This is a genomic window from Phycicoccus endophyticus, from assembly GCF_011326735.1.
Taxonomy (GTDB): domain Bacteria; phylum Actinomycetota; class Actinomycetes; order Actinomycetales; family Dermatophilaceae; genus Phycicoccus; species Phycicoccus endophyticus.
Genome location: NZ_JAANCN010000009.1, coordinates 42123 through 66415, shown reverse-complemented (window position 1 = coordinate 66415; position 24293 = coordinate 42123). Strand labels below are relative to the sequence as shown.

At 75.0% G+C, this 24293-nt stretch carries 24 protein-coding genes; 12 read left to right on the top strand and 12 right to left on the bottom strand.

Going from position 1 to position 24293, the window contains the following annotated elements:
- Window positions 1-2: 2 nt before the first annotated feature.
- Window positions 3-1328, bottom strand: a complete 1326-nt coding sequence (locus tag G8D98_RS11090) for a formimidoylglutamate deiminase (RefSeq protein ID WP_166103022.1) — start codon at window positions 1326-1328, stop codon at window positions 3-5.
- Window positions 1325-2569: an allantoate amidohydrolase gene (locus G8D98_RS11085; protein WP_229661882.1), complete on the bottom strand. Its 1245-nt coding sequence runs from the start codon at window positions 2567-2569 to the stop codon at window positions 1325-1327. Before G8D98_RS11085 ends, G8D98_RS11090 begins: the two co-directional genes overlap by 4 nt.
- Before the next feature lie 109 nt (window positions 2570-2678).
- Between G8D98_RS11085 and G8D98_RS11080 the strand changes: the two genes are divergently transcribed.
- Complete coding sequence (locus G8D98_RS11080; protein ID WP_229661883.1) at window positions 2679-3146, top strand: aminoacyl-tRNA deacylase; 468 nt, start codon at window positions 2679-2681, stop codon at window positions 3144-3146.
- Between the two features lie 71 nt (window positions 3147-3217).
- Here G8D98_RS11080 and hutU read toward each other — a convergent pair whose 3' ends face one another.
- The gene (hutU, locus tag G8D98_RS11075; protein ID WP_166103016.1) at window positions 3218-4873 is read right to left on the bottom strand and encodes a urocanate hydratase; all 1656 of its coding nucleotides are present in this window, start codon (window positions 4871-4873) and stop codon (window positions 3218-3220) included.
- Window positions 4874-5030: 157 nt separating this feature from the next.
- Here hutU and G8D98_RS11070 point away from each other — a divergent pair, with 157 nt between their 5' ends.
- Entirely contained in the window at window positions 5031-5672 is a 642-nt protein-coding gene (locus G8D98_RS11070; protein WP_166103013.1) for a class I SAM-dependent methyltransferase, read from the top strand.
- Window positions 5673-5802: 130 nt separating this feature from the next.
- Window positions 5803-6336 carry a hypothetical protein gene (locus G8D98_RS11065; RefSeq protein WP_166103010.1) on the top strand — a complete coding sequence of 178 codons (534 nt, stop codon included), beginning with the start codon at window positions 5803-5805 and terminating at the stop codon, window positions 6334-6336.
- 314 nt (window positions 6337-6650) lie between these two features.
- Here the strand turns inward: G8D98_RS11065 and G8D98_RS11060 are convergent, their stop codons facing one another.
- The 6 genes from G8D98_RS11060 to G8D98_RS11035 form a co-directional block, all read right to left on the bottom strand.
- Window positions 6651-6989 carry an ArsR/SmtB family transcription factor gene (locus tag G8D98_RS11060; RefSeq protein WP_229661884.1) on the bottom strand — a complete coding sequence of 113 codons (339 nt, stop codon included), beginning with the start codon at window positions 6987-6989 and terminating at the stop codon, window positions 6651-6653.
- Entirely contained in the window at window positions 6986-7432 is a 447-nt protein-coding gene (locus tag G8D98_RS11055) for an SRPBCC family protein (RefSeq protein ID WP_166103007.1), read from the bottom strand. The genes G8D98_RS11060 and G8D98_RS11055 overlap by 4 nt, the downstream gene beginning before the upstream one ends.
- 76 nt (window positions 7433-7508) lie before the next feature.
- On the bottom strand, window positions 7509-7967 hold the full coding sequence (locus tag G8D98_RS11050; protein ID WP_166103004.1) for an SRPBCC family protein: 459 nt from the start codon (window positions 7965-7967) through the stop codon (window positions 7509-7511).
- A complete protein-coding gene (locus tag G8D98_RS11045; RefSeq protein ID WP_166103002.1) occupies window positions 7964-8278 on the bottom strand; it encodes an ArsR/SmtB family transcription factor in 315 nt (104 codons plus the stop codon). The genes G8D98_RS11050 and G8D98_RS11045 overlap by 4 nt, the downstream gene beginning before the upstream one ends.
- Before the next feature lie 125 nt (window positions 8279-8403).
- A complete protein-coding gene (hutH, locus tag G8D98_RS11040; protein WP_166102999.1) occupies window positions 8404-9975 on the bottom strand; it encodes a histidine ammonia-lyase in 1572 nt (523 codons plus the stop codon).
- A gap of 274 nt (window positions 9976-10249) precedes the next feature.
- Complete coding sequence (locus G8D98_RS11035) at window positions 10250-12157, bottom strand: ABC transporter ATP-binding protein (RefSeq protein WP_166102997.1); 1908 nt, start codon at window positions 12155-12157, stop codon at window positions 10250-10252.
- A gap of 84 nt (window positions 12158-12241) precedes the next feature.
- Between G8D98_RS11035 and G8D98_RS11030 the strand changes: the two genes are divergently transcribed.
- Together G8D98_RS11030 and G8D98_RS11025 are read left to right on the top strand one after the other, a co-directional pair.
- Complete coding sequence (locus G8D98_RS11030) at window positions 12242-12697, top strand: MarR family winged helix-turn-helix transcriptional regulator (RefSeq protein ID WP_229661885.1); 456 nt, start codon at window positions 12242-12244, stop codon at window positions 12695-12697.
- Window positions 12698-12740: 43 nt separating this feature from the next.
- Window positions 12741-13499 carry an IclR family transcriptional regulator gene (locus G8D98_RS11025; protein WP_166102992.1) on the top strand — a complete coding sequence of 253 codons (759 nt, stop codon included), beginning with the start codon at window positions 12741-12743 and terminating at the stop codon, window positions 13497-13499.
- A gap of 3 nt (window positions 13500-13502) precedes the next feature.
- On the opposite strand, the gene G8D98_RS11020 is transcribed toward G8D98_RS11025, so the two are convergent.
- Together G8D98_RS11020 and G8D98_RS11015 are read right to left on the bottom strand one after the other, a co-directional pair.
- Window positions 13503-14498 carry an aldo/keto reductase gene (locus tag G8D98_RS11020; RefSeq protein WP_166102989.1) on the bottom strand — a complete coding sequence of 332 codons (996 nt, stop codon included), beginning with the start codon at window positions 14496-14498 and terminating at the stop codon, window positions 13503-13505.
- Between the two features lie 34 nt (window positions 14499-14532).
- Window positions 14533-14952, bottom strand: coding sequence for a MerR family transcriptional regulator (locus tag G8D98_RS11015; protein ID WP_166102987.1), 420 nt, complete (start codon window positions 14950-14952; stop codon window positions 14533-14535).
- Window positions 14953-15014: 62 nt separating this feature from the next.
- Here G8D98_RS11015 and mobA point away from each other — a divergent pair, with 62 nt between their 5' ends.
- The 3 genes from mobA (at window position 15015) to G8D98_RS11000 (ending at window position 17012) form a co-directional block, all read left to right on the top strand.
- Window positions 15015-15581: a molybdenum cofactor guanylyltransferase gene (gene mobA, locus G8D98_RS11010; protein WP_166102985.1), complete on the top strand. Its 567-nt coding sequence runs from the start codon at window positions 15015-15017 to the stop codon at window positions 15579-15581.
- A 9-nt stretch (window positions 15582-15590) separates the two neighbouring features.
- Window positions 15591-16571: an NAD(P)H-quinone oxidoreductase gene (locus tag G8D98_RS11005; protein WP_166102983.1), complete on the top strand. Its 981-nt coding sequence runs from the start codon at window positions 15591-15593 to the stop codon at window positions 16569-16571.
- Window positions 16572-16652: 81 nt separating this feature from the next.
- Window positions 16653-17012 (top strand): DUF1304 domain-containing protein, encoded by a 360-nt coding sequence (locus G8D98_RS11000; RefSeq protein WP_166102978.1) that lies wholly within the window; start codon window positions 16653-16655, stop codon window positions 17010-17012.
- Here G8D98_RS11000 and G8D98_RS10995 read toward each other — a convergent pair.
- Window positions 17005-18537: an AMP-binding protein gene (locus tag G8D98_RS10995; RefSeq protein WP_166102976.1), complete on the bottom strand. Its 1533-nt coding sequence runs from the start codon at window positions 18535-18537 to the stop codon at window positions 17005-17007. The two genes, G8D98_RS11000 and G8D98_RS10995, sit on opposite strands and share 8 nt — an antisense overlap.
- A gap of 171 nt (window positions 18538-18708) precedes the next feature.
- On the opposite strand from G8D98_RS10995, the gene G8D98_RS10990 reads away from it, so the two are divergent.
- The 4 genes from G8D98_RS10990 (at window position 18709) to G8D98_RS10975 (ending at window position 24275) form a co-directional block, all read left to right on the top strand.
- Window positions 18709-19353 carry a PadR family transcriptional regulator gene (locus G8D98_RS10990; RefSeq protein WP_166103198.1) on the top strand — a complete coding sequence of 215 codons (645 nt, stop codon included), beginning with the start codon at window positions 18709-18711 and terminating at the stop codon, window positions 19351-19353.
- Window positions 19350-20078, top strand: a complete 729-nt coding sequence (locus G8D98_RS10985; RefSeq protein ID WP_166102973.1) for an ABC transporter ATP-binding protein — start codon at window positions 19350-19352, stop codon at window positions 20076-20078. Before G8D98_RS10990 ends, G8D98_RS10985 begins: the two co-directional genes overlap by 4 nt.
- Complete coding sequence (locus tag G8D98_RS10980; protein WP_166102971.1) at window positions 20075-22942, top strand: ABC transporter permease; 2868 nt, start codon at window positions 20075-20077, stop codon at window positions 22940-22942. Before G8D98_RS10985 ends, G8D98_RS10980 begins: the two co-directional genes overlap by 4 nt.
- A 115-nt stretch (window positions 22943-23057) precedes the next feature.
- Window positions 23058-24275 (top strand): MFS transporter, encoded by a 1218-nt coding sequence (locus G8D98_RS10975; RefSeq protein ID WP_166102968.1) that lies wholly within the window; start codon window positions 23058-23060, stop codon window positions 24273-24275.
- Window positions 24276-24293: the final 18 nt, after the last annotated feature.

Below are 24293 nucleotides of genomic sequence, written 5' to 3'. Positions count from 1 at the left end.
ACTCACCGGCGCACCGCCGAGATCGCCTCCGCGAGGAGCCGGCCCACGTCCCCCACCCGATGCTGTCCATCCGCGACGACGTGCTCGCCACCCACGACGACGTCCGTGACGTCGGCGGCGGTCGCGGCGTAGAGCAGCTGGTCGAGGGCACACCCGGCGGTGCGGGGGCTGTCGGTGCGCACCGCGACGAGGTCGGCGAGACCTCCCTCGACCAGGCGCCCGCCCTCCGGCCAGCCCAGCGACCGGTAGCCGTCGGCCGCCCCGGCGGCCAGCAGCTCCCCCGGGGCGAACCGGCCGCGCTCGAGGGTCGCCAGCCGCTCGTGCATCTCGACGCCGCGCAGCTCCTCGAAGGGGTCGACGACGGCGTGCTCGTCGGAGCCGACGGCGACCCGCGCACCGGCATCCACGAGGCGGCGGGCCGGGCCGATGCCGTCGGCGAGGTCGCGTTCGGTCGTCGGGCACAGCACGGCGGTCGCGCCCGCCCGGCCGACGAGACCGACGTCCTCGTCCTCGAGGTGGGTCGCGTGGACGAGCGACGTCGCCGCCGTGAGCAGGCCCTCGTCGGCGAGCAGCCGCACCGGGGTGCGACCGTAGAAGGACTGGCAGGCGAGGTTCTCGCCCGGCTGCTCGCTCACGTGGGCGTGCACCGGCCAGCCGTGACCGCCGGCGACCTCGGCGAGGACCGCGAGGTCGCCGGCGGGGACGGCCCGCACGGAGTGCACCGCCGCCCCCACCCGGCACCGGTCGTCGGCCCGCAGGACGCTCGCGCGCTCGCCCCACGCCTGCGCGGAGCCGTCCGAGAAGCGCTCCTGGGTGGCATCGAGCGGCCGGTGCCCACCTCCGGTGAGCCCACCGGCGAGGTAGAGCGTGTCGAGCAGCGTCAGCCGGATGCCGGCCGCCTGCGCCGCCTCGGCGAGCGCCCGGCCCATGGCGTTGGGGTCGTCGTAGGGCCTCCCGCCCGGGCCGTGGTGCAGGTAGTGGAACTCGCCGACGACGGTGTAGCCGGCGAGCACCATCTCGGCGAAGACCGCGGTCGCCAGGGTCCGGTAGGAGTCCGGGTCGAGCCGGTCGGCGAGCGCGTACATGCCCTCGCGCCAGGTCCAGAAGTTGCCACCGTCGCCCTGCGTGCGCCCGCGCAGGGCGCGGTGGAAGACGTGGCTGTGGGCGTTGGCCAGCCCCGGCAGGACGAGCCCGCGCAGCACGACGTCGCCCGGCTGCGCGGTGGCCCCGGGGCGCACCTCGGTGAGCCGGCCGCCGGCCGTGACCACGCGGACGTGACGTCGCGGGCCACCGGCGAGCACGGCGTGCTCGCACCAGAAGGCGCTCACCTCGCGGGCGCGCCGGCGAGGTCGGCGACGACGTCGGCGAGGGCGCCCACGCCGGCGAGACAGTCGTCGGCCGAGGCCCACTCGTCCGGGCTGTGGCTGACACCCGTGGGGTTGCGCACGAACAGCATCGAGGTGGGGATGCCGGCGTTGGCGAGGATGCCGGCGTCGTGGCCGGCGCCGGTGGCGATGACCGGGGCCCCGCCGAGCAGCGTCGCCAGGCGCCGGGTGAGCACCGGGTCGAAGTCGGTCGCCCGCGTCCAGGACTCCTCGGTGACGAGGGCGTCGAAGTCGGCGACGACGTCGCGGACGTCGTCGACGACGCGCCGGACGGCCTCGGCATCCGGCCCGCGCGCGTCCAGCCAGGCGGTGGCACAGCTGGCGACGGCGTTGACGCCGCCCGGCACCACCTCGACCTTCCCCACGGTCGCGAGGCACTCGTGCTCCTGCGCCGCGCGGCGGGCCGAGATGACCGCCGCGGCCAGCCCGAGCATCGCGTCCTCGCGGTCCTCGAGCGCGGTCGTGCCGGCGTGGTTGGCCTCACCGGGGACGTCGATCCGCCACCGGCCGTGCGGCCAGATGTCGCTCCCGACCCCGACGGCCCGCCCGAGGCGGTCCAGGGCGCGACCCTGCTCGACGTGCAGCTCGACGAACGTGCCGACCCGGGCCAGGGTCTCCTCGTCGCGGCCCAGGTGCTCGGGGTCGCCGCCGGCCCGGGTGATCGCCTCGGCCATCGTGACGCCGTCGAGGTCGCGCAGCCCCCGGGCGCGTTCGGGCGACATCGCCCCGGTGATGACGCGGGAGCCGGCGCAGGCCACGCCGAAGCGCGAGCCCTCCTCGTCGGCGAAGCTGACGACGCCGACCGGGCGCCTCGGCCGGACGCCCGAGGCACGCAGGTCGTCGAGCGCGGCGAGGGCGCTGACGACCCCGAGCGGGCCGTCGAAGGCGCCGCCGTCCGGGACGCTGTCCAGGTGGGAGCCGACGACCACGCCCGGGTCGCCCGCGGCGACCGCGGCGTCCGGGTCGCCCCACCAGGCCCACTGGTTGCCCATCCGGTCGGTCGTGAGGTCCAGTCCTCGCGTGCGGGCCTCCCCGGCGAACCACTCGCGCAGGTCGTGGTCGGTGCGCGTCCAGGCGTAGCGGCGGTAGCCGCCGGTCGTCGGGTGCAGGCCCACGCCCTCCAGCTCGAGCCACATCCGGCGGAAGGCGAGCGCCGCCTCCGGGGATGCCGGCCTCGTGGACATGGCACCCATTGGACCAACTCGCGCCCCGCGGCGGGGGCTGCGGTGCGGGGCAGTTGTCTCGGCGGCCAGACACTGCGACGAGCGGTCGGGGGCGTCCTACCCTGGTGCGGTGGACGGAGCCGAACGCGCCCGACGGGCCATCGCCGAGACGGGGATCGCGTACGAGATCTCCGCGCACGGGCCGGTCGGGTCGCTCGAGGAGGCGGCCCGGCTGCGGGGCCTGGAGCCGGGCTCGGTCCTGAAGACCCTCGTCGTCCGGCGCGGGGAGGGCGACCACCTGTTCGTCCTCGTCCCGGGTGACCGGGAGATCTCCTGGCCCAAGCTGCGCGCGCACCTCGGGGTCAACCGTCTCTCGATGCCCTCGGCCGAGGTGGCCCGCGAGGTCACCGGCTACGCGCGCGGCACGATCACGCCCTTCGGGGCCCTGCGGCGCCTCCCGGTGGTCGCGGACGCGACGATCACCGGGCGCACGGTGTCCATCGGCGCCGGCGCCCCGGGCGTGGCCGCGACCGTCGGGGCCGACGCGCTCGTCGCCGTGCTCGACGCCGACCTCGCGGACGTCACCGACCCCCGCTGACTTTTCCGCCTCGAGTGCGCTGGTGGTCGCCGGGGCGACCACCAGCGCACTCGAGGCGGGTGGGTCAGGGGTCAGGGGTCCTGCATCGGCACGCGCACGCCCCGCTCGGCCGCGACCTCCTCGGCCCGCTCGTACCCGGCGTCGACGTGCCGCAGCACGCCGAGGGCGGGGTCGTTGGTGAGCACCCGCGAGAGCTTCTCCGCCGCCAGCGGCGTCCCGTCGGCGAGACACACCTGCCCCGCGTGGATGGACCGCCCGATGCCGACCCCGCCCCCGTGGTGAACCGACACCCAGCTCGCACCGGAGGCCGTGTTGACGAGGGCGTTGAGCAGCGGCCAGTCGGCGATGGCGTCCGAGCCGTCGGCCATCGCCTCGGTCTCGCGGTACGGGCTCGCGACGGAGCCGGCGTCGAGGTGGTCGCGACCGATGACGAGCGGTGCGCGCACCGCGCCGGAGGCGACGAGGTCGTTGAACGCCAGGCCGGCCCGGTCGCGCTCGCCGTAGCCGAGCCAGCAGATGCGCGCCGGCAGGCCCTGGAAGGAGATGCGCTCCCGGGCACCACGCATCCAGCGGTGCAGGCGGTCGTCGTCCGGGAAGAGGTCGAGGACCGCCCGGTCGGTGGCCGCGATGTCCTCGGGGTCACCGGAGAGCGCCGCCCAGCGGAAGGGCCCCTTGCCCTCGCAGAAGAGCGGCCGGATGTACGCCGGGACGAAGCCGGGGAAGGCGAAGGCGCGGTCGAACCCGCCGAGCCGCGCCTCGTCGCGGATCGAGTTGCCGTAGTCGAAGACCTCGGCGCCGCCGTCGAGGAAGCCCACCATCGCCTCGACGTGCCGTGCCATCGACGCCCGGGCCCGGTCGGTGAGCTCCTCGGGCTTCTTCTCGGCGTACTCCGCCCACTCCTCCAGGGCGACGCCCTCGGGCAGGTAGCTCAGGGGGTCGTGGGCGCTCGTCTGGTCGGTGACGATGTCGATCGGGACGCCGCGGCGCAGCAGCTCAGGGAAGACCTCGGCGGCGTTGCCGACCACGCCGACCGAGACGGCCCGTCGCTCGTCCTTGGCCCGCACGGCCCGCTCGACCGCGTCCTCGAGGGAGTCGGCGACCTCGTCGAGGTAGCGATGCTCGACGCGCCGGTGCAGCCGGGCCGGGTCGACGTCGACGATGAGGCACACGCCCCCGTTGAGCGTCACCGCGAGCGGCTGGGCGCCGCCCATCCCGCCGCAGCCGGCGGTGAGCGTCAGCGTGCCGGACAGCGTTCCGCCGAAACGCTTCTCGGCGACCGCAGCGAAGGTCTCGTAGGTTCCCTGGACGATCCCCTGGGTGCCGATGTAGATCCACGAGCCGGCGGTCATCTGGCCGTACATCGTCAGGCCGAGGTGCTCCAGGCGGCGGAACTCCGGCCAGGTCGCCCAGTCGCCGACGAGGTTGGAGTTGGCGATGAGCACCCGCGGCGCCCACTCGTGGGTGCGCATGACGCCGACCGGGCGGCCGGACTGGACGAGCATCGTCTCGTCCGCGCGCAGGTCGGTGAGGGTGCGGACCATCGCGTCGAAGGAGCGCCAGTCGCGCGCGGCCCGTCCCGTCCCGCCGTAGACGACGAGGTCGTCGGGGCGCTCGGCGACATCCGGGTCGAGGTTGTTCATGAGCATCCGCAGCGGGGCCTCGGTGCTCCACTGGCGGGCGGTCAGGGTCGTGCCGCGAGGTGCGCGGACCGGGCGGGCGCCGTCCATGTCGGGGTCTCCTTCGTCGCGTCCTCCCACTGTCGCGGTGCGCGGCGCGGCCGTGAAGAGGACGCCGGGCGGCGCCGTCTGGCATCCGAGACGCAGCGCCTTGCCGGAACGGCAACGGGCGATGGGCCGCGCGGGACCGGGACCGCACACTCGGGGCATGACGAGACACGAGCACGGCTACGAGCTGCGCGACGACGAGAGCGTGTGGGACGCGCGCTACGCCGAGCTGGACCGGGTCTGGAGCGGCGACCCGAACCAGGCTCTGACGGTCGAGGTCGCCGACCTCGTCCCGGGCCGCGCCCTCGACGTCGGGTGCGGGGAAGGTGCCGACGCCGTCTGGCTCGCGACCCGCGGCTGGACCGTGACCGCCCTCGACCCGTCCGGCGTGGCCCTCGAACGGGCCCGCACGGCCGCCGGGGCGGCCGGGGCCGAGGTGACCTGGGTGCGCGGCGGGCTCGCCGACGCCGACCTGCCGGCCCGCAGCTTCGACCTCGTCTCGGTGTTCTACCCGGCGCTGGACCTGGAGACCCGGCCGGTCCGGCGGCTCGCGTCGCTCGTCGCCCCCGGCGGCACGCTGCTCGTCGTCCACCACGCCGACGTCGACCGCGAGCGGGCGCTCGAGCACGGCTTCGACCCCGAGGCGCTGCTCGCGCCCGGGGACGTCACCGCGCAGGCGCTCGGGGAGGGCTGGTCGGTCACCGGCCCGCAGCGGCGGCCACGGTGGGTGGCCGGCGGTGCCGGCGCCGGCCATCACGACGACCTCGTCGTCCGCGCGGTACGCACCGTCCCCGGCGGCTGAGCGACAACGGCCGGCAGACGGCTCGCCCGGCGTCAGCGCCCACCGGCTGCCCGACGTCCGGTGGTGCACGAGGGCAAGGAGCGAGGCCGGCCAGCGGGTCTGCCCACCGGATCCGCGTACGGTGGGGTGGATGGACACCGCCCTGCCGACCTTCGACCGCGAGGCGCTGTATGCCGCGCTCGACGAGCGACGGGAGGCGGGCGGCCTCGGCTGGTACGACCTGGCCGACGAGCTGTGGCAGCAGTCGGCCGGGCTCAACGAGGCGCGCACGACGGACCACCCGATCTGCGGCGGCGCCGTCCAGCGGGTCAAGGACCCCGGCCGGACGTCCTGCCAGTACGTCCTCTTCATGTTGCGCTGGCTCGGCCGCGCCCCGGAGGACTTCCTCACCGGCGCAGTCGTCGATGTCGGCGACACCGACCTCCCGAAGACCGACGCGGACCACCGGCTCCGGTTCGACCTGGCGGCCCTGCACGCCGCCCTGAACGACGCCCGCCGGGAACGGGACCTCACCTGGGCCGGGCTCGCCGAGGTCGTCGGCTGCAGCCCGGCCCGGCTCACGAACCTCAAGGCGGCGCGGCTCGCCGACATCGACCTCGTCGTGCGCCTCACCCAGTGGCTGGGGCGACCGGCGGCGGCCTTCGTCCGCCCCGCTACCTGGTGACCGACGCCCACGGGAACGAAGACGAGGCCTGGGCCCATCTCTTGCCAGCGCGTGCGCTCCACGTAGGCGTCGTCCTCCCACGACGGACGACGACGCACTGCGCGTCCGACTCGTGCAGCACGGACCAGTCGAGCGCTCGCGCCCACCATCGCGCCTGGTGCCGAGGGTCGTGACTGTCGACGACGAGGGTGTACCAGCGCAGGGCCATGGGTCGTGGCACGTCCTCTCACGAGGTGAGGTCGCCGCACACCCTGGCACCCGGACCGGAACCGGCCCACCGGGTTTCGACGCCCGACCGGCGGCGGCGGCGGAACTCACCGGTCGCGGCGCTCGGCCCGCTGCCTGAGGTCCTCAAGGCGACGGTCCCAAGCCCGGGAGACCGACGCCAGCCAGTCGGCCCGCTCGCGCAGGACGTCGACGTCGACCTCGTAGAGCACGTCCCGGCCGGCCTTGGACGTGACGACGAGGCCCGCGTCCTCGAGCACGCGCAGGTGCCGGCTCACCGCCTGCCGGGTGACGGGCAACGGGTCCGCGAGCCGGGTCGCCGTCGCCGCCCCGCCGGTCCCGAGGGCGGCCAGGAGACCGAGCCGCGTCTGGTCGCCGAGGGCCGCGAAGAGGACGGCGTCGGCGGCCCCGACCATCGGTGCGCTCACGCCGCGCGACGGCTCTCGGCGTGGCGCTTGGCCACGGCGAGCTCGGTCTCCCAGCCCTCGGTGTTGTCGGCGACCGTCTTCAGCAGATCGGCCCCCGACTCGTCGAGCGACTCGAACCCGCTCTCGCGCACCCGCAGCGTGACGCCGCCCTCGCGGTCCTCGACCCGGAACTCGGTGAGGGTGCCGGGCCCGTCGATGGACGGGGAGTCGGTGCGGGCCAGCCAGCGGAAGGCCACGTAGCGCGGCGCCTCCTCCTCGACGACGACGAGCGGGAACGCTCCGTGCACGGGATCGGTGACGACGACGATCCCGTCATCGCGGCGGTCGAGCACGTGGTCGACGTACTCGCCGTCGTTGATCCACCAGCCCGGCTCGCTGACCAGCGGCCAGAGGTCTTCCGCGCTCGTGTCGATGTCGATGCTCTTCTCGATGACGTGTGCCATGCGTTGCCCCTTCGTCCGATGTGCAACATTACTGTTGCACATCTGATGGAGGCAAGCAACCCGCGTCGGCGCCGGCTCAGGGGGTCGTGGTGACCTCGCGGGCCTCGTATTCGGGCACCAGCGCCTCCCACCGGCGCTTCCACGACGGCGCCGCCTCCGCCGAGGACCAGCCCTCGGGGTGCGCCGAGCCGTCGGCGGCGAGCGACCGGCCGAGATCCTCGAGGTGCACCTGCCACCCCGAGCCGTAGAAGTCCAGCGCACCCCGCGGCACCCCGCGCTCCTCGACGACGAGCCGCGTCCCGGAGCCCTCCGGGGTCAGCCACGCCTCGAGCTCGGTCTCCTCGTCGGTGCCGGGCATCTGAGTGAGGAGGAGGTGGTGCGGCGCCTCGCAGACGTCGATCCGGGCGAGCCGCTCCGGGTCGGTGCAGGCCCGCCAGAGGTCCTCGACGTCGGTGTCGTAGACGTCCTCGACGCGGACGAGCCCGCGCTCGTCGTCCTGCGCGTGCATCGTCCCCGTGGTGCTCGTCGTGCTCATGGCTGCCTCTTTCCTCGTGCGATCTCGGTGTGCAGCGCGTCCAGCCGGGTGCGCCAGAGCGCCCGGTAGCCCTCGAGCCAGTCGTCGACCTCGACGGGGGTCTCGGGACGCAGGGTGTAGATCCGCCGCTGGGCCTCCTGCCGGACGTCGACGAGGCCGGCCTCCCGGAGCACCCGCGGGTGCCGTGAGACGCCCGGCCGGGCGATGGGTAGGGCCTCCGCCAGCTCGCCGGCCGACGCCGGACGGTCCCGGAGGGTGTCGAGCATCGTGCGACGGCTCGGGTCCGCGATGGCCTGGAGAACGGCGTCCATGGGCCTTAAGTACCCGCTCGGTTACGTAACCGTATCGGTACGCGAGCGCCGACCTTCCCCCGGAACGTGTGTGTACCCGCCGCACGGTGCGCGGCGGGTACACAGACGTTCGAGTGCAGGGGGAGTCAGGCGAGGGGCCCGGTGACCCCTTCGACGACCCGCCGGACCGTGCCGTCGACGACGAGCCGGTTGGCGACGTCGATCTCGGGGGCGAGGAAGCGGTCCGGACCGGGCACGCCGGCGCCGGCCGACCGCAGCGCCGCGACGACGGCTCCGGTCGCCGGGGCCGGCTCGAGCGGCGCACGGAGGGCGATGCCGCGGGCGGCCGTCAGCACCTCGACGGCAAGGACGCGCGAGAGCCCGTCGACCGACCGGCGCAGCTTGCGGGCCGCCGACCAGCCCATCGACACGTGGTCCTCCTGCATCGCGCTGCTCGGGATCGAGTCGACGCTGGCGGGGGCGGCCAGGCGCTTCATCTCCGACACGACGGCCGCCTGGGTGTACTGGGCGATCATGTGGCCGCTGTCGACGCCCGGGTCGTCGGCGAGGAAGGCCGGCAGGCCGTGGCTGCGGGCGGGGTCGAGGAAGCGGTCGGTGCGTCGCTCGGACATCGAGGCCACGTCGGCGGCGACGACGGCGAGGAAGTCGAGGACGTAGGCCACCGGCGCTCCGTGGAAGCTGCCGTTGGACTCGACCCTGCCGTCGGTCGTGACGACCGGGTTGTCGACGGCGGCAACCAGCTCGGCGGCTGCGACCCGGGCCGCGTGCTCGAGCGTGTCCCGAGCGCCGCCGGCCACCTGCGGCGCGCAGCGCAGCGAGTAGGCGTCCTGGACGCGCGTGCACGCATCGGTACGGTGCGAGGCACGAATCGGGCTGTGCGCCATCACAGTCCGGATGTTCTGTGCGCTCGCCGCCACACCGGGATGGGGTCGTAGCGACTGGAGGTCAGCCGCGAACACGTCGTCGCTCCCGAGCAGGCCCTCGACGGACATCCCGGCAGCGATGTCGGCGACGACGAGCAGGGAGCGCAGGTCGTGCACGGCGAGGCAGAGCATCCCGAGCATGCCGTCGGTGCCGTTGACGAGGGAGAGGCCCTCCTTCTCCTCGAGCTCGACCGGGGCGATGCCTGCGGCGGCCAGGGCCTTGGCGGCGGGCATCGAGGTGCCGGTGGCGTCGCGCACGTCCCCCTCCCCCATGAGCGCCAGCGCGCAGTGCGCCAGCGGGGCGAGGTCACCGGAGCAGCCGAGCGAGCCGTACTCGTGGACCACCGGGGTGATGCCCGCATCGAGCATCGCGACGTACGCCCGCAGGGTCTCCTCGCGGATGCCGGTGCGCCCCGTCGCGAGCGTCGCCGCGCGCAGCAACATCAGCGCCCGGACGACCTCGCGCTCGACCTGCGGGCCCGAGCCCCCGGCATGGCTGCGGACGAGACTGCGCTGGAGCCGGTGGCGCAGCTCGACCGGGATGTGCCGGGTCGCGAGCGCCCCGAAGCCGGTGGAGATGCCGTAGTGCGGCTTCGCGTCGTCGGCGAGCGAGCGCACGACCTCCCGGGTGCGGCGGACCTCGGCGAGGGCGCCCTCGTCGAGGTGAACGCGGGCACCCTTCCGGGCGACGGCGACGACGTCCTCGACGGTGAGCGGCCCGGCGCCGACCGTGACCGGGGGGTGCTCGTGGCGGGCGGGTGCGCGGGTGGTCATCGGTCCATTGCAGCGCGCGGGCGCCGTCAGGTGGAGCCCCGGCGACGACGCCGTGTCTCGTCCGCGAGACCACGAGTCCGCCCAACCACTCCGTCGGCACCTGGGCACCACCCCACCCGTACCTGAGGTGACCAATAGGTCAATCCGGACACACGCCCCTGTACCTGACGTGACCTATTGGTCGATTCAGGCACACGCACCCGTACCTGACGTGACCTATTGGTCGATTCGAGGACGGGGCGGGTCGGGGTGGGGGCTAGGGGTGGGTGGGGGGCTAGGGGTGGGTGGGGGCGTCGGCGGTGACGAGGGCCGCGTACCGGCCGCCGTGGGCGAGGAGCTCCTCGTGGGTGCCGGACTCCACGAGCCGGCCCTGGTCCAGCACCGCGATCCGGTCGGCGCGCCGCACGGTGGAGAGCCGGTGGGCGATGGTCACCGTCGTCCGGCCCCGGGCGAGCTCGTCGAGCGCGGCCTGCAGGGCCCGCTCGGTCGCGGTGTCGAGCGCCGAGGTGGCCTCGTCGAGGACGAGGACCGGCGGGTCGCGCAGGATGGTCCGGGCCACCGCCAGCCGCTGCTGCTCGCCACCGGAGAAGCGGTGCCCCCGCGCCCCGACGAGGGTGTCGAGCCCCTCGGGCAGCGAGGCGACGAGGTCGGCGACCTGGGCCGCCCCCAGCGCGCGCCACAGCTCGGCCTCGCTCGCCTCCGGGCGGGCGAGGAGGAGGTTGTCACGCACCGACGCGTGGACGAGGTAGCTCTCCTGGGAGACCGTTCCGACGACGGACGCCAGCACGTCCGGGTCGAGGTCGCGCACGTCGACCCCGTCGATGCTCACCCGGCCGGAGTCCGGGTCGAGCAGGCGCCCGAGCAGGGCGGCGAGGGTCGACTTCCCGGACCCGGTGGGCCCCACGAGCGCCAGTGTCGAGCCGGCCGGCACCTCGAGGGTCACCTCGTGCAGGGCGTCGCGGGATGCCCCCGGGTAGCGCACCGACACCGCGTCGACGCGCACGTGCCCGGAGACCAGCGTGGGGTCCAGCGGGACAGGATGCTCGGGCGCCGGCACGTCCGGCACGAGGTCGAGGTACTCGAAGACCCGGGAGAAGAGCGCCATCGACGCGACCCACTGGGCGGTCACGTTGAGCAGCCCCATGAGCGGGCGGAAGATCGAGCCTTGGAGGGCGGTGAAGGCCACGAGCGTGCCGATGGTCATCCCACCCGAGGTAGCCGGCAGGCCGGCGGCGAGGTAGACGAGCGCCGGGATGACGGCGAAGACGATCTGCATCGTCGCCATCCGCCACCGGCCGGCGAGCTGTGAGCGCAGCTCGAGCCCGACGAGGTCGGCCGAGGTCGACGCGAACCGCTCGGCCGAGCGGGTGGCCGTCCCGAGGGTCTTGGCCAGCCGGACGCCCGAGACCGACAGTCCCTCCTCGATCTGGGCGTTGAGGTCGGCGAGCCGACGCTGCTGCTGCGCGGTCACCTCGCGCCGCATGAGGGCGACCTTGCGGGTCAGCCACAGGGCCGGCGGCACGACGAGGAGGGAGAGCAGCGACAGCCGCCAGGAGAGGGCGACCATCGCGACGGCGGTGGCGACGGCGGTCGTGACGTTGGAGGCGATGGACGTCGCCGTCGAGGTGACGACGCCCTGCATGCCGCCGACGTCGTTGACGAGCCGGGACTGCACCTCGCCCCCACGGGTGCGGGTGAAGAAGCCGAGCGACTGGCGCTGCAGGTGCCCGAACACCCGGGTGCGCAGGCCGTGCATGACCCGCTGGCCGACCTGGGTCGACAGCCACGTCTGGACGACGCCGAGCAGCTGGGTCACGGCGGCGACGGCGACCATCGCGCCGACCGCGAGCATCAGCAGGCGCACGTCCTGCTGCGGGATGGCGACGTCGACGACCTCGCGCACGAGGAAGGGCTGAGCGAGCCCGACGACGCTCGTGACGACGATGATGGCGACGACGACCGCGATCCGCGCCCGGTGCGGGCCGAAGAGGGCGAGGACGCGCCGGATGCTGACCGGCGCCTCCTCGAGACGGGCGCGGTCGCGTGGGTCGACGGTGAGGACGCCGCGCCCGCCACGGCCGCCACCGTGGCCCGGCGGCTCGCCGGTGCGGCGGGAGTCGGCGCCGCCGGCCCGTGGCCGGGCGGTCGCGGGAACGGGGGTCTGGGTCGGGGCCGCTGTCATGGGCACCCCTCCTGTCGGTCGGTTCATTGATGAGGTTACCTCACAATGAGTCAAACACACCATCCCCGGGGTAGCATTCCCCGCGTGCGCCACGCCCGCCCCCCTCACGACGACGTCCCGGCCGCCGAGCTCGACCTCGGCGACCTCGTGATGCGGGTCGCCCGCACCCTGCGCCGGCGCGGCACCGCGGCCTACGAGCCGTACGAGCTGGCGCCGCACCAGGCCCGCGCGCTGCGGGTCGTCGGCCACCACGGGACGATGCGGCTCGGCGAGCTCGCCCAGCACCTCCGGGTCGCCCCGCGGTCCGTCACCGACGTCGTCGACGCGCTCGAGGAGCGCGGGCTCGTCGCGCGCTCGCCCGACCCGACCGACCGCCGGGCCCAGGTCGTCGGGCTCACCGAGGAGGGGCAGGCCCTGCTCACCCGGGTCGACGCCGCTCGCCGGGCCGAGGCCGACGGGTACTTCGCCCGGCTCCCCGAGCGCGACCGGGCCGCGCTGCGGCGCATCCTCGAGCGCCTCGAGCGCGCGGGCGAGCCCTGAGCAGGGCGGCCGCGCGCGTCGTCTCGGGTGCGAGACTTGGGCCATGGCCAACGCCCCCGCGGCCGGGCACGCCCTCGACGTCCTCGGCCTCATCGCCCGCCGGGGCGAGCCGGTGCCGGCGGCGGCCATCGCCCGTGACCTCGGGCTGCCCCGCTCGAGCGTCTACCACCTGCTCGGCGTGCTCGCCGGCCGGGGCTACGTGCGCCACCTGCCCGAGCAGCGGCGCTACGGCCTCGGCCTCGCGGCCTACGAGCTCGGGTCGGCCTACCAGCGCCAGGCGCCGCTGGAGCGGCTGGCCCGCGGGCCGATGGACCGGCTCGTCGACGTCACCGGCCACAACGCGCACCTCGCGGTGCTGCACGGCGCCGACGTGCTCTACGTCGTCGAGCAGCGCGCTCCCGGCCGGCCCCTGCTCGTGACCGACGTCGGGGTCCGCCTGCCGGCCCCCCTGACGGCGACCGGGCTGGCGATGCTCGCCGCCCTGCCGGCGCGCCAGGTGCGAGCCCTCCTGCCGGACCGGGACGCGCTCGTACGGCGCGACGGGCGCGGCCCCTCCTCGACCACCGAGCTGCGCTCGTGGCTGCAGCGGGCGCGACAACGCGGGTACGCCGTCGAGGACGGCCTGGTGACGCCGGGGCTCGGGTCGGTCGCCGTGGCCGTGCTCGACGCCAACGACTACCCGGTCGCGGCGGTGGCCGTCACCTACCCCGAGGACGAGGTCGACGCGACCCTGCGGGACACGCTCGTCGTGCAGGTACGGCACACGGCCGAGGCGCTCGCCGCGCGCCTCGGCCGCCGCTGAGGCTCACCGGTCGATGGTCGACATGTCGCCGTACCGCTCGCCGACGACGGCGCCGCGCGGCACGGCCTCCTCGATCGCGGCGAGGTCCCGGGGGGTGAGCTCGACGTCGAGCGCGCCGACGTTCTCCTCGAGGTAGCGCACCCGCTTGGTGCCCGGGATCGGGACGACGTCGTCACCCTGGGCGAGCACCCAGGCCAGCGCGAGCTGCCCTGCCGTGCAGCCCTTCTCGTCAGCCAGCTCACGGACCTTCGCGACGAGCGCGAGATTGGCCTCGAGCGCCTCGCCCTGGAAGCGCGGGAAGTACCCGGTGCGGCGGGAGTCCTTCTCCTCCAGCGAGGAGTGCGAGCTGATGGCCCCGGTCAGGATGCCGCGGCCGAGCGGGCTGTAGGGCACGAGCCCGATGCCGAGCTCGCGCACCGTCGGCAGGATCTCGTCCTCGAGGTCGCGGGTGAAGAGCGAGTACTCCGTCTGCAGCGCCGTGACCGGATGGACCGCGTGCGCCCGGCGGATCGTCTCGGCCGAGGCCTCGGAGAGCCCGAGGTGGATGACCTTGCCCGCGTCGACGAGCTCCTTCATCGCGCCGAGGGTCTCCTCGATGGGGACCTGGGGGTCGACGCGGTGCTGGTAGTAGAGGTCGATGTGGTCGACGCCGAGGCGCTCGAGGCTCGCGTCGCAGGCCCTGCGGACGTACTCGGGGCTGCCGTCGATCCCGAGCCGCGAGCCGTCCTCGCCGCGGACGTTGCCGAACTTCGTCGCCAGCTGGACCTGCTCGCGCCGGGAGGAGATCGCCGTACCGACGAGGCGCTCGTTGGTGAACGGGCCGTACATGTCGGCGGTGTCGAGGAAGGTCACCCCGAGGTCGAGCGCGCGGTGGATGGTGTCGATGCCGGCCTGCTCGTCGCCCGTGCCGTAGAACTCGCTCATCCCCATGCAGCCGAGGCCGAGAGCGGAGACGGTCAGGGGTGAGACGGTGCCGAGGGTGCGTGTCGATGTCGTCATGGCACCCAGCCAACGCCCTGGAGCGCGCTCCAGGTCAAGCGGAGGCAGCGCGCCGGGCCTCCGCGGCCTCGGCGAGGGCGTCCTCGTAGACCCCGATCTTGTGCTCGATGGCCCCGAGGTGCTCGGTGACCTCGGCGAGCCGGTCGAGGACCAGCCGCCGGTGGGCGCGCATCAGCTCGAGCCGCTCGGCCTCGTTGCCCGCGCCCGCGCGCACGAGGGCTGCATACCTGCGCATGTCGCGGATCGGCATGCCGGTGGCCCGCAGCCGGGTGAGCAGCTCCACCCATCGCAGGTCCGCGGCGGAGTACCGGCGGTGGCCGGTCGCCGAGCGGGGCACCGGTCGCAGCAGCAGTCCGTCGCGCTCGTAGTAGCGCAGGGCGTCGATGCTCAGCCCGGTGCGGGCGGCGGCCTCGGCGATCGGGACGCCGGCCGGCGCGGCACGGGGACGGGTCATCGCCCCATCCTCGACCCTGGAGTGCACTCCAGGTCAACCGGTGCCGGGACTAGTCTCGGGCCATGGACGATGCGCCCGCCGTCACCGCGGTCGTCCTCGCGGGGGGCCGGGCACGCCGGTTCGGCGCGGACAAGCTGGGCGCCCCGCTGCGGGGGACGACGGTGCTGGCCCACCTCCTGGACACCCTGCCCCCGGCCTGGCCGCTCGTCGGGGTGGGCGAGCCCCGCCCGGCCGGACGCGCGGTGACCTGGACCCGGGAGGAGCCGCCCGGCACCGGACCGCTCGCTGCCCTGCTCGCCGGGGCCGCGCTGGTGCGCACGCCCGTCGCCGCCGTCGTGGCCGGGGACATGCCGGACGCGGCGCCGGCGCTGGTCGGCCTCGTCGAGGCGCTCGCGGCGGCCGCGGCCGACGTCGGGGCCGCCGTCGGGGTCGACGACGACGGCATCCCCAACCCCCTGCTCGCCGCCTACCGGACACCCGCGCTGGCGGCACGGGCCGCCCTGCCGAGCGCCGGGGTGCCGGCGCGCTCGCTCCTGGAGATCCCACACCTCGAGGTCGTCGTCCCCGGCCCGGCCGCGCACGACGTCGACACCCCCGCCGACCTCGCCGCCGTCGAGCGGGAGGCCTAGCCTCGAGGCATGAAGGCCGTCACGATCCCCGAGCCCGGAGGGCCCGACGCCCTCGTCCTGTCCGACGTCGCGACCCCGCAGCCACGCGCGGGCGAGGTCCTCGTGCGGGTCGCCGCGGCGGGGGTCAACCGCGCCGACGTCATGCAGCGGATGGGCCACTACCCGCCCCCGCCCGGGGAGTCCGAGGTCCCCGGGCTCGAGGTGAGCGGCACCGTCGCCGCCCTGGGCGAGGGGGTCGAGGGCTGGTCCGTCGGCGACGAGGTCTGCGCGCTGCTCGCCGGCGGCGGGTACGCCGAGGACGTCGTCGTGCCCGCCGGCCAGCTGCTCCCCGTGCCGCGCGGGGTGCCGCTCGTCGAGGCCGCGGCGCTGCCCGAGGTCGTGTGCACGGTGTGGTCGAACGTCTTCCTCACGGCCAACCTCCAGCGCGGTGAGGTCCTCCTCGTCCACGGCGGCTCCTCGGGTATCGGGACGATGGCCACCCAGCTCGCGTCCGCGCTCGGCGCCACGGTCGCCGTGACCGCCGGGTCGGCCGAGAAGCTCGAGGCGTGCCGGTCCCTCGGCGCACGGGTGCTCGTCAACTACCGCGAGGAGGACTTCGTCGAGCGCGTCCGGGAGGCCACCGGCGGGGCCGGGGCGGACGTCGTCCTCGACAACATGGGCGCCGCGTACCTCGCCCGCAACGTCGAGGTGCTCGCGCCGAACGGGCGGCTCGTCGTCATCGGCCTCCAGGGCGGGCGCAGGGGCGAGCTCGACCTCGGCGCGCTGCTCGCCAAGCGCGCCGCCGTTGTCGCCACCTCCCTGCGGGCACGCCCGGCGGACGAGAAGGCCACGATCGTCGCAGCGGTGCGCGAGCACGTGTGGCCCCTGGTCGAGGACGGCGTCGTGCGGCCGGTCGTGCACTCCCGGTACCCGCTCGCGGCGGTGGCCGAGGCCCACCGCGAGATGGAGGAGAGCGGCCACGTCGGCAAGATCCTCCTCACCGTGGGCTGACGCACCGAGCTCACGCCCGGCGGCTTGCGCGGGCCGGCGGCCCCGCTGGCCGCGGGGGTAGCGGTGCGGTAGACAACTGCCGTGCACACCGTCGCCGTCGTCCTCACCGCCGCCGTGGCCCTGGTCCACGTCTACATCGTCGTGCTCGAGATGGTCCTCTGGGAGACCCCACGCGGCCGGGAGACGTTCGGGACCACGCCCGAGGAGGCGGCGAGCACCGCGGTACTCGCCGCCAACCAGGGCCTGTACAACGGCTTCCTTGTCGCGGGGCTGGTCCTCGGCCTGCTCGGCCCGGCCGACCACCGCTTCGCGTTCTCCGTCTTCACGCTCGCGTGCGTCGTCGTCGCCGGTGCCTACGGCGCGGTGACCGTGAGCCGGCGCATCCTGTGGGTCCAGGCCGTGCCCGCCGTGCTCGCCCTCGGGGCGTGGCTGCTCAGTTGACCTGCCGCTCCCGGCCCTCCCAGTACGGCGCGCGCAGCTTGAACTTCTGCAGCTTGCCGGTGGCCGTGCGGGCGAGCTGCTCGCGGAACTCCACCGACGTCGGCGCCTTGTAGCCGGCGGCCCGCTCCTTGCACCAGGCGACGAGCTCCGCCTCGGTGAGGCTCTCCCCCGGCGCGAGCACGACGAGCGCCTTGATCGTCTCGCCCCACTTCTCGTCCGGGACACCGATGACGGCGACCTCGGTGACCGCCGGGTGGCTGAAGATGACGTCCTCGACCTCGATCGAGGAGACGTTCTCGCCGCCGGTGATGATGACGTCCTTCTTGCGGTCCGAGATCGTCAGGTAGCCGTCCTTGCCGACCGTGCCGCCGTCGCCGGTGTGGAACCACCCGTCCTCGAGCGCCCGCGCCGACTCCTCCGGCTGCTCCCAGTACCCCTCGAGGACGACGTTGGAGCGGGCGAGCACCTCGTGGTCCGGTGAGAGCGCCAGGGACACCCCGAGCGCCGGCGCCCCCGCCCGCACCAGCCGCTCGGCCCGCTCCTCGACCGACAGCCCGTCCCACTCGGCCCGGCGTCGGTTGATCGTCAGCAGCGGCGAGGTCTCGGTGAGCCCGTAGATCTGGATGAACTCCCAGCCGAGCTCGGACTCGACGCGGGCCACGGTGGTCGTCGGGGGCGGCGCGCCGGCGACGATGATCCGGACCCGGTCGCGCCCGGGGATCTCGCCCTCCCACGAGCGGGCGGCGTCGAGCACGGCGTTGACGACCGCCGGGGCGGCGCACAGGTAGGTGACGCCGTGGTCGCGCACCCGGCGGAGGATCTCCGCACCGTCGACCTTGCGCAGCACGACCTGGGTGACGCCGAGCCCGGTGGCGACGAAGGGCATCCCCCACCCGTTGGCGTGGAACATCGGCAGGGTGTGCAGGTAGACGTCGCGGTCCGAGACACCGGCGTGCAGCCCGAAGGTCAGCGCGTTGGTCCAGATGTTGCGGTGGGTGATCTGGACGCCCTTGGGCCGGGCGGTCGTGCCCGAGGTGTAGTTGATCGTCGCGGTGGCGTTCTCGTCCGGCTCCCAGGGCCGAGGCTCGACGCCCTCGGGGGCGTACAGCGCCTCGTCGTCGCCGAGGACGACCCGGTGCTCGGCGCTCACCGAGGCCAGGGCCTCGTCGACCTCGGGGTCCACGAGCAGCACGCGGGCGCCGGAGTGCTCGACGATGTAGCGGACCTCCTCCGGCTTGAGCCGGAAGTTGACCGGGACGAGCACCCGGCCCGACCCGCACACCCCGAAGAACGACACGAGCATCCGCGCGGCGTTGTGCGACACGATGGCGACCCGCTCGCCGACCCCGATGCCGAGCTCGTCCAGCCGGGCGGCCTGCCGCCGGGCGAGGGCAGCGACGTCGGCGTACGTGAGGTCGGGCAGCGGCGCGGCGACCTGGTCCGGCTCGTCGACGACCCCCACCCGGTCGCCGTAGACCGTCCTCGCGCGGTCGATGAAGTCACACACGGTCATCGGGACGAGCATCGGTGCTCCTTGTTCCTCGGGGGTGCTCTGCGAGCGTCGGGGGTGCTCAGGGCAGTCTTCACCGCGCCCTCCGGCCTCGCCAGCCGTTCGCCTTGACCCGCTCTCAGATACTCGGTATACATGCCCTCGCACGTACGACATACTGGGTATACAGCGGCGGAGGTGGCGAGCATGTCGGTCCGGCTCGGCCTGATGGCCCTGCTCGCCGAGGGCGAGTCCTACGGGGCGCGGCTGCGCGCCGCGTTCGAGGAGCGCACCGGCGGCACCTGGCCGCTGAACGTCGGGCAGGTCTACACGACGCTCGAGCGGCTGGTGCGCGACGGGCTCGTCGCCCAGTCCGGGCAGGCCGACGCCGAGGGACGGATCGCCTACCGGCTCACCGACGCCGGCCGCGGCGAGCTGGCGCAGTGGTGGGTCACCCCGGTCGACCGCACGAGCACGCCCCGCGACGAGCTGACGATCAAGCTCGCGCTCGCGGTGACGGCTCCCGGGGTCGACGTGCACGGCGTGGTGCAGGGCCAGCGCACGGCCGCCCTGCGGCACCTGCGCGACCTCACCCGGCTCAAGCGGGACGCCCTCGACGCGGTGGAGGGGCGGGTCGAGGGCGCCCGCGACGCCGAGCACGGGCTCGCGTGGCTGCTCGTCCTGGAGAACCTCGTCTTCGCCGCCGAGGCCGAGGTCCGCTGGCTGGACCACGTCGAGTCCGTCCTGGCCCGCCAGGCGCGCACCCCCCGGCCGGCACGCGGGCCCGAGCCCGCCACGAGCGAGCACACCACCGGCGAACGACCGGTCCACTGGGAGGGGAAGATCCGATGAGCAGCCCACATGTCGTCCTCGACGACGTCACCCGAGTCCACGGGCACGACGAGACGCGGGTGGTCGCCCTGGACCACGTCTCGCTCGAGATCCACGCCGGCGAGCTCGTCGCCGTCATGGGCCCGAGCGGGTCGGGGAAGTCGACGTTGCTCAACGTCGCCGGCGGGCTCGACGCGCCGACCTCGGGCACGGTGCGGATCGGTGAGCAGACCCTCGGTGCGCTCACCCCGCGCGACCTGGCCAAGCTGCGCCGGCGGCGGATGGGGTTCGTCTTCCAGGACTACAACCTCATCCCCAGCCTGACCGCCGCCGAGAACGTCGCGCTCCCCCTCGAGCTCGACGGCATGCGGGCCCGCCAGGCCCGGCGCAGCGCCCGCCACACCCTCGACCTCATGGACCTGATGAGCCTGTCCGACCGCTACCCCGACCAGATGTCCGGGGGCCAGCAGCAGCGGGTCGCCATCGCCCGGGCGCTCGTCGGCAGCCGCCGCTTCGTCCTCGCCGACGAGCCGACCGGCGCCCTGGACAGCCACACGGGCGAGGAGGTGCTGCGCGTGCTGCGCGAACGCTGCGACGAGGGGGTCGCCGGGCTGCTCGTCACCCACGAGGCCCGGCACGCCGCCTGGGCCGACCGGGTCGTCTTCCTGCGCGACGGCCGGGTGGTCGACTCCACCGGGGAGGCCGGCACCGCCGAGGACCTCCTCGTCTCCGGCGGGCCCCGGTGACGCTGCTCGCCCCCTCGTCGGCGGGCACGGGCGGCGCGAGCCCGACCACCGACGAGCCCGAGGAGCGTGGCCGGTTCGCCCAGTGGCGCTCGTCGTGGACCCTGGCCCTGCGGATGGCCCGCCGCGACGTACGGCGCCACCGCGGTCGCAGCGCCCTGGTCGTCGTCATGGTCCTGCTGCCCACGCTGCTGCTCTCGACCGTCGTGACGCTGGCCTACACCGCGCAGGTCAGCGGGGCCGAGAAGATCCCGGCCGCGATGGGCACCGGGCAGGCCCTCCTCGAGGGCCCCGACCCGTTCCGGACCAGCCAGCTGCCCGACCCCACCGACGGCACCCTCGGCACCGACCGGACGGCCAAGACCATCGCCGGCTTCGACCGGCAGGCATCCACCTTCGCCAACGCCGACGCCGTCGCCCGCCTGGTCGGGGCCGACGTCGCCCCGCTCCAGCGGTACGGCGTGCGCTTCACCGTGGACCAGCGCCGGGTCACGCTCAACGGCCTCGCCCTCGACGGCGCGCGCGGCCTCGGCGACAAGCTGCGCCTGACCTCCGGCCGGTGGCCGGCGCCGCCGCCCGCGGACCCGAACGCCCCGGCCGAGGCGCTCGCCACCCCCGTCGGACTGGCCAAGGGCCTCCCCGAGCAGGGGACCGTGCAGGTGTCCGTCGACGGCACCGAGCGCACCCTGAGCATCGTCGGCGTCGCCGAGGCCCACGACACGTGGGCCACACCCGGCGTCGTGACGGCCGGCCCGGTGGGGACGACGGCCGCCTACGCCGACGGCGGCTGGATCGTCCTCGGCGAGGACCCCGTCACCTGGGAGGAGGTCGAGGAGCTGGGGGCGTACGGCTTCCGGGTGACCTCCGCAGAGGTCCTGCGCAACCCGCCGGCGCTGGCCGACCTGCCCCCCGAGCTGCTCCAGGACGCCTCCTCCGGGCAGCAGCAGATGGCGCTCGTCGTCGGTCTCGCGGTCGTCATGCTGCTCGTCTCGACGACCCTGCTCGTCGGCCCGGCGTTCGCCGTGAGCGCGACCCGGCAGCGGCGCACCCTGGCCCTCGCCGCGAGCAACGGGGCGCACACACCCGTGCTGCGCCGCACCGTGCTGGCCCAGGCCCTCGTCCTCGGAGCCGCGTCGGCCGTCACCGGCGTGGCCCTCGGGGTGCTCGCCGCGTGGGTCGTCACGCGCGTCACCGCGGATGCCGAGTACCCGCCCTTCGGTGGGCCCTTCGACGTGCGCTACGGCATCCTCGCCGCGGTGGCCCTGTGTGCCACCGGGTCGACGTTCGTCGCGGCCCTCATCCCCGCGCGACGTCTCGGACGCCTCGACATCGTCGGGGTCATGCGCGGCCAGAGCGTCTCGCCGCGCCCGAGCCTGCTCGTCCTCGGCGCCGGGCTGCTGCTCGTCGCCGCGGGCGCGGTCCTCACCCTCGGCGGCACCGGGGTCCTCGACGTGAACCGCCACCTCCCCCAGGTCCTGCGCGACAACGCCGAGATGCCCGTGGTCGTCGGGGCGGTGGTCCTCATCGTCGGGTCGCTGCTGCTCGTGCCCGTGGTCCTTGCGGGCGTCGGCAGGCTCGGGAGCCGCTTGCCGACCGCACTGCGGATGGCCGCGCGCGACCTCGCCCGGCACCGGGCGCGCAGCGCCCCCTCGGTCGCGGCGGTGCTCGCGGTCGTCGCGGGTCTGACCTTCGGCCTCACCGGGCTGGAGAGCGACACCGAGCAGCGCCGCCAGGAGTACCTGCCCACCACCGTCCCCGGCGAGGTCGTCATCCGGGCCGCACAGCCGCTGGACACCGCCGCCCTCGAGGCCGCCGCGCCGTCGACCGTCGTCACGCCCAACGAGGTGTTCGCCGGGGACCCCCAGATGTACGCGATGGACATGCCGACCACGCCCTACCGGGCGCACTTCGTCAGTGTCGTCCCGCCCGGTTGCGACGTCGAGGACACCCTCGGCTGGGTCACCGACAGCACCCGAGCGGTGGAGTGCAGCGTCGCCGGGTCCCAGGGCAACACCTCGAACACCGTCCTCGCCCTGTCCGCCGAGGAGCTGATCCGGCGGGCGGAGCTGTCCGGAAGCGACGCCGAGAAGGTGCGCGAGGGTGCCGCCGTGCTGCTCGGCGGGACCGGCGGGAGCGTCCGCGTCGCGCAGGGGACCTACCGGGTCGACCCAGACGGTGACGGACCGGCCGACCCGCGCGTGCGGGTCACCTCGGACACGACGCTGCCGGTCGTGCACCTGCCGCTGACCAGGGAGAACAGCGGCCGGCTGCTCGGTGCGAGCCTCGCGTTCGCCTCCGGCACCACCGCCACGGAGGGCTGGCCGACCCGGGTGGAGTCCTGGACGGTCCGGGAGCCGGGAGCCTCGGTGCCCGACGACGTCGTCGAGCGGCTCCAGGAGGTCCTCGGCGACGAGGTGAGCGTGCAGCGCGAGGACGGCTTCCAGCGCGGGGACCGGCTCGCCGTGGCCATCCTGCTCGCGGTGTTCGGCCTGCTCATCCTCGTCGTCGTCCTGACCTCCACGGCGCTGACCGTCGCCGAGCAGCAGACCGACCAGGCGACCCTCGCCGCCCTCGGTGCGACGCGCGGCACCCGGCGGGTCATGGCGGGCGCCCAGGCCTTCGTCCTCGCCGCGGCGGGGTGCGTCCTCGGGGTCGGCGTGGGGCTCGTGCCCGGGATCGCCATCGCCCGGCCCCTCACGGCCTCCAGCTGGGACCCGCTGACCTTCACGGAGACCGAGACCGGGACCATCCTCGCCATCCCGTGGGCCGAGCTGGCCACCGTGGGCGTGCTCGTGCCGGTCCTCGCCGCGCTGCTCGCCGCCGCCGGCATCCGCCGCGCCCCCCGGGTCACCCGCCGCGCCACCTAAGCACCGGTGCGCCCGGTAGGCTGGGGCGCAGCACAGGGTCTCGGTGCGTCGTGGTGGTGGGGACGGCGCGCACCGCTCGCGCCCACCCGGGCGCCGACCCCGAAGGCAGCACCCCGTGTCACCGATCGCCAGCTACCGGCGGCTGTTCGACCTCGCCGGCCCCGGCTACGTCCTCGTCGCCTTCGTCGGGCGCCTCCCGCTCGCCATGAGCCAGATGGGCACCCTCCTGCTCGTCGCCGACACCACCGGCTCCTACGGCGCGGCCGGGGCAGCGGCCGGCGCCCTCGCGGTGGCCAACGCCGCCGGGGCACCTGCCGCCGGCGCCCTGAGCGACCGGGTGGGACAGCGACCCGTCGTGCTCGTGCAGTCCCTCGCCGGCGGCGGGGGGCTGCTCGTGCTCGTCGCGCTCGCCGTCGCCGGCACCCCGTCGCCTGCTCTGCTCGCCGCGGCCGCGGTCGCGGGGCTCCTCCTGCCGCAGGTGGGCCCGCTCGCCCGCGTCCGCTGGCGACCCCTGACCCGCCACCAGGGCGAGCAGCAGCCGCGGCTGCTCGAGACGGCCTTCTCCTACGAGGGTGCCGCCGACGAGGCCTCCTTCGTCATGGGGCCGGCTCTGGTCGGGCTGCTCGCCGTCCTCGCGAGCCCGGCCCTGGCCGTGGCGACGGCGGCCGTGGTGCTGCTCGGCTTCGGCACGGCCTTCGCGCTGCACCCCACCGCGGCCGTCACCCACGCGCACCGGCCGGCCCGGCTCGCCGACGGACGGGTGCTCACCCCGGTGCTCGGCCTGCTCCTGCTCGCCCAGCTGCTCGTCGGGGTCCTCTTCGGGTCGGTCCAGGCGGGCACGACCGTCCTGACGACGCTCGCCGGGCACGCGGGCCTCGCCGGGATCGTGCACGCCACCCTCGGCGTCGGGTCCGTGCTCGCGGGGCTGGCCGTCGCCGGGCTGCCCGAGCGGTTCACCGTGCCCTCGAGGGTCCTCGCGGCGGCCACCGGGCTCGCCGTCCTCAGCGCCCCCCTGCTGCTCGTCGACACGGTCGGGCATCTCGTGCTCGTCGTGCTCGCGCTCGGGTTCGCGGTCGCGCCCTACATGATCAGCGTGTTCGTCCTCGGGGAGCGGGCCGTCCCGCCCTCCCGCGTCGGGGCCGCGATGACGCTGCTCGCCGCCGTGACCGGCGTCGGCTACGCGCTCGGCTCGGCCCTCGCCGGCCGGCTCGCCGACGCCCACGGCCACCACGCGGCCTTCGCCGTCACCGTGTCCGCCACCGTCGGTGCCGCGTTGCTCGCCCTTCTCGCCCAGCCCGCGCTGCGATCGGTGGGCCGGACCACCGGCCCCTGACGGCGCCCGAGGGCTGAC

Excerpts from the sequence above, each read along its gene's own strand:
- G8D98_RS11005 (WP_166102983.1), top strand. The coding sequence starts at position 15,591 with ATGAAGGCCGTCACGATCCCCGAGCCCGGAGGGCCCGACGCCCTCGTC.
- hutU (WP_166103016.1), bottom strand. The coding sequence starts at position 4,873 with ATGGACGGCGCCCGCCCGGTCCGCGCACCTCGCGGCACGACCCTGACC.
- G8D98_RS11070 (WP_166103013.1), top strand. The coding sequence starts at position 5,031 with ATGACGAGACACGAGCACGGCTACGAGCTGCGCGACGACGAGAGCGTG.
- G8D98_RS11035 (WP_166102997.1), bottom strand. The coding sequence starts at position 12,157 with ATGACAGCGGCCCCGACCCAGACCCCCGTTCCCGCGACCGCCCGGCCA.
- mobA (WP_166102985.1), top strand. The coding sequence starts at position 15,015 with ATGGACGATGCGCCCGCCGTCACCGCGGTCGTCCTCGCGGGGGGCCGG.
- G8D98_RS11020 (WP_166102989.1), bottom strand. The coding sequence starts at position 14,498 with ATGACGACATCGACACGCACCCTCGGCACCGTCTCACCCCTGACCGTC.
- G8D98_RS10990 (WP_166103198.1), top strand. The coding sequence starts at position 18,709 with ATGTCGGTCCGGCTCGGCCTGATGGCCCTGCTCGCCGAGGGCGAGTCC.
- hutH (WP_166102999.1), bottom strand. The coding sequence starts at position 9,975 with ATGACCACCCGCGCACCCGCCCGCCACGAGCACCCCCCGGTCACGGTC.
- G8D98_RS11050 (WP_166103004.1), bottom strand. The coding sequence starts at position 7,967 with ATGAGCACGACGAGCACCACGGGGACGATGCACGCGCAGGACGACGAG.
- G8D98_RS11015 (WP_166102987.1), bottom strand. The coding sequence starts at position 14,952 with ATGACCCGTCCCCGTGCCGCGCCGGCCGGCGTCCCGATCGCCGAGGCC.
- G8D98_RS11085 (WP_229661882.1), bottom strand. The coding sequence starts at position 2,569 with ATGTCCACGAGGCCGGCATCCCCGGAGGCGGCGCTCGCCTTCCGCCGG.
- G8D98_RS11065 (WP_166103010.1), top strand. The coding sequence starts at position 5,803 with ATGGACACCGCCCTGCCGACCTTCGACCGCGAGGCGCTGTATGCCGCG.
- G8D98_RS11025 (WP_166102992.1), top strand. The coding sequence starts at position 12,741 with ATGGCCAACGCCCCCGCGGCCGGGCACGCCCTCGACGTCCTCGGCCTC.
- G8D98_RS10995 (WP_166102976.1), bottom strand. The coding sequence starts at position 18,537 with ATGCTCGTCCCGATGACCGTGTGTGACTTCATCGACCGCGCGAGGACG.
- G8D98_RS10985 (WP_166102973.1), top strand. The coding sequence starts at position 19,350 with ATGAGCAGCCCACATGTCGTCCTCGACGACGTCACCCGAGTCCACGGG.
- G8D98_RS11055 (WP_166103007.1), bottom strand. The coding sequence starts at position 7,432 with ATGGCACACGTCATCGAGAAGAGCATCGACATCGACACGAGCGCGGAA.
- G8D98_RS11045 (WP_166103002.1), bottom strand. The coding sequence starts at position 8,278 with ATGGACGCCGTTCTCCAGGCCATCGCGGACCCGAGCCGTCGCACGATG.